Raw genomic sequence first — 8,263 nt, 5'->3', positions numbered from 1 at the left:
CCCGGTGTGGACGCCGCCGCGGGTCGCTAGTATGGACGAGTTGACCCGCCCACCGGGTCACGCGCGGATGTAGTTCAATGGCAGAACTTCAGCTTCCCAAGCTGATAGCGCGGGTTCGATTCCCGTCATCCGCTCCACTAGTCGGTAATCATCCATCATTGGAATTGATCACCGATGATTGGACTCGTCGCTACTCCAGAACGCTGCGTATCGAGCGGCCTTCTCTGTATCTACATTGTCGGTCGGCAGGTTGAAGTCGCGCAACAGGCCTCCTGCACCAAGAGCCGTGAGGTGGAGCCGCACGACTGGCCCTGCCAGGTGAAGTTCAGGCCGCGCTGCGGGGAAGCGACCAATCAGTTCGCCCACAGTAGGCAGGGCTTTCGTCGGGGGCAAGCGAGGGCCGCCCCGGATCAGTCCGGGACGGCCCTTCGCTTGTGATGTCGTGCTAGCCGTTCAGTGCCCCACGACGGCGGCTGACCATGGTCAGCCATGCGCCGCTGAGCAGCAGTGCAAGCGCTCCGCCCACGGGGAGCAGCAGCTCGGCGCCGGTGAACGGCAGCTCATCAACACCTGCGTCGGCGACATCGCTGGTGCCCGTGATGTCCGTGGCGCCCGTTGAGTCGGCGGCGGCAGGTGTGCCCAGGATGGCAGCAGGAGCCGCGACCAGACCGTCGATGGCGGCCAGCAGTGCGGCTACCACATCGTCCGTCTCCGACCGTGTGACCGGTGCGACCGTGCTGGCGTCCGCGGAGCGAGCCGCGACTGCCTCAGCATCCGCGAGAGCAGCAGCGAACGCAGCCCACGAACTAGCCGTGTACTTCGCCTCAACCAGTCCGGAGCCACCAGCGATGGCGTCTGTCAGGTTGCCCGTCGACACCAAGGTGAATGCCGCGGGGAAGATTCCGTTGACCGCGTCGTTCACCTGCGCCTCGGTGATGATGACGGTCGGGTCAGCGGACTGGGTGAGAAGCGCACGTGCCGCGGTGACGGCAGCGGCGAACGGCGCAAACGACGCCGCCGAGTACTCGGCCTTCATCGCATCGAGGTCGAGCGACGCCATAAACGCCAGGTCGACAATGGACACCAGGGCGTCCTTCGCTGCGTCGACGGCATCGACTGCGTCCGACAGCTGACCGGCTGTGACTGGCACGGTCGCATCGGCGTTGACCAGCGCGGCCAGCGCCGCGAGGGCGGAGCCCATCACGGACGCCGACGCTGCCGTGTAGTCGGCGGCGTCGAACGCGGCCGTCTCCGCAGCGAGCTTCGACGCAGCGGCTTCGGTGTTCACGAGCCCGTTTACCGCGTCGTTCACGGCTGCGTACGCGGCGTCGACCTCGGCCTGAGTGACCGGGTCAGTGGCGTCCGTCGCCCGGTCTAGCAGAGCCGCCGCCGCGGCACGGGCGGAGGTCAGAGCAGCGAACGATGAGGCACTGAACTGAGCCTCGTCGACGTTTGAAGTGCCGTAGATGGTCTTCAGCGGGCTAATGGCGACCAGTGAGTCGATGAACTGGTTGAATGACGAAACGGAGTTGACGATGTGGGAGGCGGAGATGCTGACGTTCGGGTTGTTCAGCGTTGTGCGGAACCCGTCTAAGCCCCTAAGCCAGGGGGCGACATCCGCCCATGAGTGGGCGGTGTAGTCGCTCTCATCCAGGTCCTGTGCCGCAGCGTACGCAGCGTAGAACGGCGCCGCTGAAACTAGGTCGGCGATCGCGGTGCGCAACTGGCTCGCTGCGGCACTGACCTGCAACGCCGTTGCATCGTCGTCACCGAGGACCGCCAAAGCCGTTGCCTCAGCAGAGTCGAACACTGCGACAGAGTATGCCGTGTGATCGGCGAGGTCAGTGGCCGCAGCCGCGTCGACGGCGGTGCGGAGCAGCGACAGGTCAACGAGGTTTGCCGTTGCTGTGTTGAGGTCCGACGTCACCGCCAGAACCTCGGCGGCTGTCACCTCCTCATCAGCGTCCCGCACCCGGTTGAGAAGGTCATTCGCTGAGGCAACTGCCGTGTCGAACGCCCCCTGGGTAGAGACGGTGTTGTCCTTCGACGCGCCGGCAGTAGCGGCGAGAGCGGCGGTCAGCGACGACGCGTCTACGAGAGCGCCTCGGGCTGCGACGGAAGTGCTTGTCGCGCCGATCAGCCCCGACTCGGTGGGTGAGGCGATAGCTGCGGCCAACCGGTCGATGGCGGCGTCCAACTCCGCGACGCTGTACGCCGTGAAGTCGGGGCCGACGTTGCCGAGGGCATCCTCGGCAAGCGCCAGCTCCGCTACTGCGGTGGCCTTCAGCGTGGAGAGGTCCTCAAGGCCGGCCATCGCATCCGTGAGTGCTGCCAACGTCGTTGCGAGCTCGGCATCGGTGACCGTGATGCTCGGGGTGGACGCCGCAGCGAGGAGAGCGTTCGCGTCAGCCAGAGCGGACTGGAACGTGGGCCAGCTGGCAGACCGGTAGTCAGCCTCGTTCAGTGCCTCAGCTTCGGACACCTTTGCTGTCAGCAGTGCGGTGGAGATCAGGCCATTTAGCTCCACAGCGAGGCCAGATGCACTGGTGTCGACATCCCTCTGTGAGACGGGGTCCGCAGCGTCGGCGGTGCGAGCCAGCGTCGCCTCCGCACGGCTGAGCGCGTCAGGGAGGCCGACCCATGACGATGCGGTGAACCGGCTGGCGTTCAGGGTGACGGCCGAAGCCACCATCTCCGCGAGCACCCTCTTCGACACCATGTTCGCCATCGCCGTGTGGTACAGCAGATAGGCCTGGTCGATTCGCGCCTGTGTCACGTTCCAGTCACCGAACCGGTCGTCGGCGAGCAGGAGCTCGGCGTAGTCAAGGTATTCCGACATCGACACCCGAGAGTGGGACGTGAAGTCGGACTCCGAGAGGGTGATGAAGTGGTTGTAGTTGGCCTTCATTCCGGAGATGTCGATCAGTAAGGACGCCGAGAATGTCACACTGTTCGACAAACGATTCACCTCTGACTGCGGCGCATCAGGGGTGTTGAGCACCGTCTGTGCACCCTGCACGTAGGAACGCGTGTTCGACGTGCTGTTGTTGGTCCACACACCGAGAGCGATCTTGGCCTCGGCCGCAGCGATGGACGCGCGGAGTCCACTGAGATCCACCAGTTGCGCCTCGGCGTTTCTCAACTGTGTGACCTCCGAGTCGATCTCGGCCTCGGTCACTGGGGTGGCTGGGTCCTGGGTTTTGGCCAGAAGCGTTTTCGCCCGAGTGGTCTCCGTCAACAGCCATTCCTTGCTGGAGGCGGTGTAGTCCCCGTATTGCTTCGACTCGGCGTCATAGATGGCCGAGGTAAGTGAAGAGGTGCTGACAAGGTCGTCTATCGCCTGTTCAACCGCTGCCTGCGCTGCGAGCTCCCCGGCGGCGTCCTCGGGGAGGACTGCCTCAAGTGCTGCGATCGCTGCATCGGCAGCTGCGAGGCTGTGCGCCGTGCTGGAGGGGCGCAGCGATTCGAGCTGCAACTGCGCGCTATACGCGGATGCCGGGTTGGCATGGGCGACCATAGGTGTCGCCACGGAGGCGACGAGACTGAACGCGAGCGCTACGCCAGCGCAGGCTGCGGCTCGGCGGTGGAGCGGGCGCGGTGCTCTGGAGCTTTGCATGTTTCCCATTTCGATGGCGTAACTGAGGTGCGGCGCTGCGCGCTGGGCCCTCGAAGGGTACGAGGGCAGAGCAAGAAAGGTTCCATTCCCGGCTGCGCTATGCGCGGCAAGCACGACCCCCGTGCGAATTGCGCAAGATCTTTGTCCCCAGACACTTCGGTGCGTACTCACGGCGATCAGTGACGATGCGATTTGCTGGCCAGGCACTGGGTTGAGCTACCGTACCCGGTTCACGCAGACCCTATCCATGTCTCGCCGTCTCCCACGCTGCTGGCTTTTCGGCGCAAGAGCTGGGGTTCACTCGACCATCTGAACACTACCGGGTACCACCGCTGTTGGTGGCCCCAGAAAGGGGGTGCGAACCTTCCGGTCGGGGCGGGGTGTGACGACGAAGACTGCGATCCCGAATCCTTGAGCGAACTCACCAGGCAGTCAAGGCGGGCCGGATGTCGCGCTCCAACTTCTCACCAACCAGGTCGATGCCCGATGCTTCACTGCGCAAGCCCCTGCCCGAATCCCGATGAGCGATCAGGCGAGGCGCTCGATCACAATCGCCATGCCCTGCCCCCCGCCGACGCAGAGCGTGGCCATGCCCAGCGACTGATCGCGCGTGCGCAGGCCATTCACCAGGGTTCCGATGAGCCGGATGCCCGTGGCGCCGAAGGGGTGACCGATGGCGATCGAGCCACCGAAAGGATTAAGTTGTGAGTCCTCATCAACGCCCAATATGCGCGCGCTGGCCACCACCTGGGCGGCGAACGCCTCGTTGATCTCGACGATGTCGAGGTCGGCGACGGAGAGGCCAGCGCGGGAGAGCGCCAAGCGGGATGACTCGACCGGCCCCAGTCCCATGATTTCGGGAGAGAGGCCGCTCACTCCCGTTGAGATGATTTTCGCGAGCGGGGTGAGGCCCTTTCGTTTGGCATAGGCGGCCGAAACGACGACCGCGGCGGAGGCCCCATCATTGAGCGGGCAGGCGTTGCCCGCCGTGACGGTTCCGACGGGGGAGAACACGGGGTCGAGCCCCGCGAGGCTTTCGACGGTCGTAGAGGGCCTGAGGCTGTCATCCGCCGAGAAAAGGGAGCCGTCGGGACGCACGACGGGAACGATTTCGCGCGCGAAGAATCCATTGGATGCCGACTCTGCGGCGAGCCGCTGTGATCGCGCCGCGAAGGCGTCTTGGTCGGCGCGGGACGTGCCCGTCCTGCGCGCGACGTGCTCGGCCGTATGACCCATCTGAATGTAGGCATCGGGAACAAGGCCCCCGTCTCGAGGGTCGGTCCACTCCGCATCCGTGGCCATCAGCTCAGCAGTTCTGAGCGCCGGGGCATCGAACGCGGGGTTGCCGGCGGGCGCGATGAGCCCGAACCGCGACGTCGACTCGACTCCGCCGACGACGTAGGCGTCCCCCTCGCCGGACCGTATGGCGTGGAACGCCATCCGCATCGTCTGAATCGACGACGCGCAGAAGCGATTGACGGTGGTGCCGGGCAGGCTGTCGTGACCGAGCAGCACCGCCACCATGCGGGCGAGGTTGTATCCCTGCTCCCCCGTGGGCTCTGCGGTGCCCAGCATGAGGTCCTCGATGTCAGCAATCTCGACATCCGGCACCTTCGCGAGCACCGCCTCAATAACCTGTCGCGCTAGTTCGTCGCCTCGCACATCGACGAGCCCGCCCTTGCGGGCACGACCAATGGGCGTGCGGCCGAGGGAAACGATGACGGCGTCGTTGTCGTTGAGACTCATGGAGTCACCTTTCGATCAGGGGGCGGTGTCGGTAAATTGCGGTTGTCGATGTCGGCGAGATCGATGCCAGCACCAGCGCGAAACCGTGATGCTCGGGCCACGAACCAGTCGACGGCCTCGGGATTCACAAGCGAGCCTCGATTGACTGCGTCATCCTCTGTGCGCCCGAGAAAGAGCTTCTTGAGGGGAACTTCGATGCGCTTGCCGGCGTGGGTGGTCGGGATGCCCGGGACCTGTTCGATCGTGTCGGGGACATGCCGGGCGCTTGCTCGACCGCGAATCGCGTCCCTAATCTTCTGTTGCATTGCTTCATCGAGTTCGACACCCTCCGATAGCTCGACGAAGAGGGGCATCCAGTAGCCGCCACCGCCAGTCTCGATTCCCAATACGACGGAATTGCGCACACCATCGACCGTGTGCACTGCGGCATAGACGTCGGCGCTGCCCATGCGCACGCCATCGCGGTTGAGGGTCGCATCGGAGCGCCCGTGCAGGATGAACCCGCCGCGCGGAGTGCGGCTGATCCAGTCACCATGCGTCCACACAGAGGGGTCGGATGCGAAGTATGCGGCCTTGTAGAGCTCGCCTTCTCGATCGTTCCAGAAGCCGACCGGCATCGACGGCATCGGCTGGGTGATGACCATTTCGCCGATTTCGTTTACGGCGGCCTCGGTCCCGTCTTCTCTGCGAACCTCAATGGCCGCTCCGAGCGTCGATCCCTGCAGCTCACCCACATAAACGGGCTGCCACGGGTTGCCGCCAATAAATCCGCTGCAAATGTCAGTGCCGCCCGAGTCGCTGCTCAGGTGAACGTCGGACTTTACCGCGTCATGAACCCAACGCCACGTCGCAGGCGAGAGAACAGAGCCCGTCGACATCAGCGTGTGAAGCGGGGCGAGGTCCCAGTCGTGCGCGGGCGCCATCCCAGACTTCTCGACCAAGGACAAGTAGGCCGCGCCGGTGGAAAACATGGTCACGCTGGCAAGCGACGCCACCTCGAATTGGCGATCGGCCCTCGGCCACGTCGGGGCTCCCGAATAGGTGACGACAGCCGCGCCGACGGACAGTGTGTTGACGAGAGTGTTCCACACCATCCATGCCGTGTTGGCTGCGGTGAAATAGCGGTCGCCGGACCCCAGCCCAAATTGGAGCCCCATGGCCTTAGACGCTTCAAGCAGGATGCCGCCGTGCCCGTGCACGATGCCCTTGGGGGCACCCGTTGTGCCGGAGGAGAAAAGCACCCAGAGAGGGTCGGAAAACCCGACCCTCTCGAACTGCAGCTCGGCGGTGGGGAGGCCATCGAGGTCGACCACCTCAGCAGCTGAACCCGGCCGAAGTGCGCGACCCCCTCCCACCAGCAGCACGGAGCGAACACTGGGCAGCTCTGCGGCGATGGTGTTCAGCGCCGGTGTTGTATCGATCCATTTGCCCTTGAAGGTGTATCCAGGGGTGCCGATGAGAACGACGGGTTCCAGGCTACGCAGCCGATCAAGCGTCGCGCTCGGCGCCAAGTCGGGCGAGCTTACCGTCCAGATGGCACCAATACTTGCCGTCGCCAGCATCGCGACAATCGTCTCGGGAATGTTAGGGAGGACGGCTCCCACCCTGTCGCCCCGGGTGACGCCGAGAGCCCTCAGACGTTCAGAAAGAATGGCGACGCGAGAAGCGAGCTCCCGCCACGTCCACTCCTGCACCGAGCCGTCTTCTGAGACGTTGATTACCGCCGCGTGCTCCTCGCGCCCGATCACGTGCCTCAGCACATTCTCGGCGAAATTGAGCCTCGCCTGCGGATACCAGACTGCGCCGGGCATCCGATTCTCCACAAGGGCAGGGGAGTCGTCGAAGCCGTCACCGACAATGCCGAAAAACTCGCGCAGAGCGCCCCAGAAGCCCGCGAGGTCGGTTGTCGACCAGCGCCACATCTGCTCGTAGTCGGCGATCTCGATTCCGCGATGAAGGCGAACCCAGTCACGAAACTGCGTGAGACGAGTGTTCTCCAGCTGCTCTTGCGTGGGAACCCAGGTGACCTCGGGTGCTGGCGAGTGTGCGCTCATCGCGCGATGAAGGAATTTCGCATCGAGCCGATTCCGTCCAGCTCCGTCGTCATGACGTAGCCATCGCGCATGAGGATGCCGCGCGACAGGCCGACACCCGCAGGGGTTCCCGTGAAGATGAGGTCACCCGGCAGGAGCGTCAGCACCTGGGAGAGGCGATGAATGATCTCGGCGACACCGAAGAACATGTCGGAGGTGTTTCCCTCCTGCACGACGAGTTCTCCATCGATGCCAGGGCCCGTGAGAACGGCCCTGAACTCGATGGCGTCGCGGTCGGCAAACTCATCCGGCGTCGCGACAACGGGGCCGAATGGCCCGAACCCGGGGAACGACTTGCCCATGCTGAACTGCGGCACAGGGGGTCGACGCTGCACCGTGCGCTCGGAGTAGTCCTGGCCGATGGCGATACCTGCGACGTGATCCCAGGCGTCCTCGGCGGCAATGCGGTGACCCTCGACGCCGATGACGACGACGACCTCAGTCTCGTAGTCCACGTCATCGCTCGGCAGCTCGATCGTGGCGTTGGGAGCGGCAAGGCTGGAGCGGAACTTGGTGAAGACCATGAGCTCTTCTGGCGCGGGAATGCCCGCCTCTTCGGCGTGAGCCTTGTAGTTCACGCCGATGGCAATGATCTGCGGGGGACGCGGAACCGGGATGCCCAGGTCTGCCTCGTCATAGGCCGAACCCTCTGTCGGGGCGGTCTGTGCCCAGGCGCTGAATTCTTGCCACCGCTCGTAAACATCCATGGGGTCGGGGCCGAAGACACCGCCGCTTGCGCTGGCGATATCAACCGCTCCCGACTCCGTGATGAGTGCGACACGGCCGTTCAGGTTTGCAATGCGCATGG

At 64.6% G+C, this 8,263-nt stretch carries 4 protein-coding genes and 1 tRNA gene; 1 reads left to right on the top strand and 4 read right to left on the bottom strand.

Annotation, left to right across the window (positions count from 1 at the left end; all coding sequences use genetic code 11):
• Positions 1 to 63 precede the first annotated feature (63 nt).
• Positions 64 to 137 (top strand) — tRNA-Gly (locus AC062T_RS00300).
• 308 nt (positions 138 to 445) lie between these two features.
• On the opposite strand, the gene AC062T_RS00295 is transcribed toward AC062T_RS00300, so the two are convergent.
• From AC062T_RS00295 to AC062T_RS00280, 4 genes are all read right to left on the bottom strand, one after another.
• Entirely contained in the window at positions 446 to 3,616 is a 3,171-nt protein-coding gene (locus AC062T_RS00295) for a hypothetical protein (protein ID WP_476026281.1), read from the bottom strand.
• 528 nt (positions 3,617 to 4,144) lie between these two features.
• Complete coding sequence (locus AC062T_RS00290; protein WP_108997637.1) at positions 4,145 to 5,362, bottom strand: acetyl-CoA C-acyltransferase; 1,218 nt, start codon at positions 5,360 to 5,362, stop codon at positions 4,145 to 4,147.
• The gene (locus tag AC062T_RS00285) at positions 5,359 to 7,416 is read right to left on the bottom strand and encodes an acetoacetate--CoA ligase (protein ID WP_476026279.1); all 2,058 of its coding nucleotides are present in this window, start codon (positions 7,414 to 7,416) and stop codon (positions 5,359 to 5,361) included. The genes AC062T_RS00290 and AC062T_RS00285 overlap by 4 nt, the downstream gene beginning before the upstream one ends.
• Positions 7,413 to 8,261 (bottom strand): fumarylacetoacetate hydrolase family protein, encoded by an 849-nt coding sequence (locus tag AC062T_RS00280; RefSeq protein WP_476026277.1) that lies wholly within the window; start codon positions 8,259 to 8,261, stop codon positions 7,413 to 7,415. The genes AC062T_RS00285 and AC062T_RS00280 overlap by 4 nt, the downstream gene beginning before the upstream one ends.
• Positions 8,262 to 8,263 lie beyond the last annotated feature (2 nt).

Source organism: Homoserinimonas sp. (genome assembly GCF_056262345.1).
The sequence above is the reverse complement of the archived record's forward strand: the minus strand, read 5'-3'. Positions and strand labels throughout refer to the sequence as shown.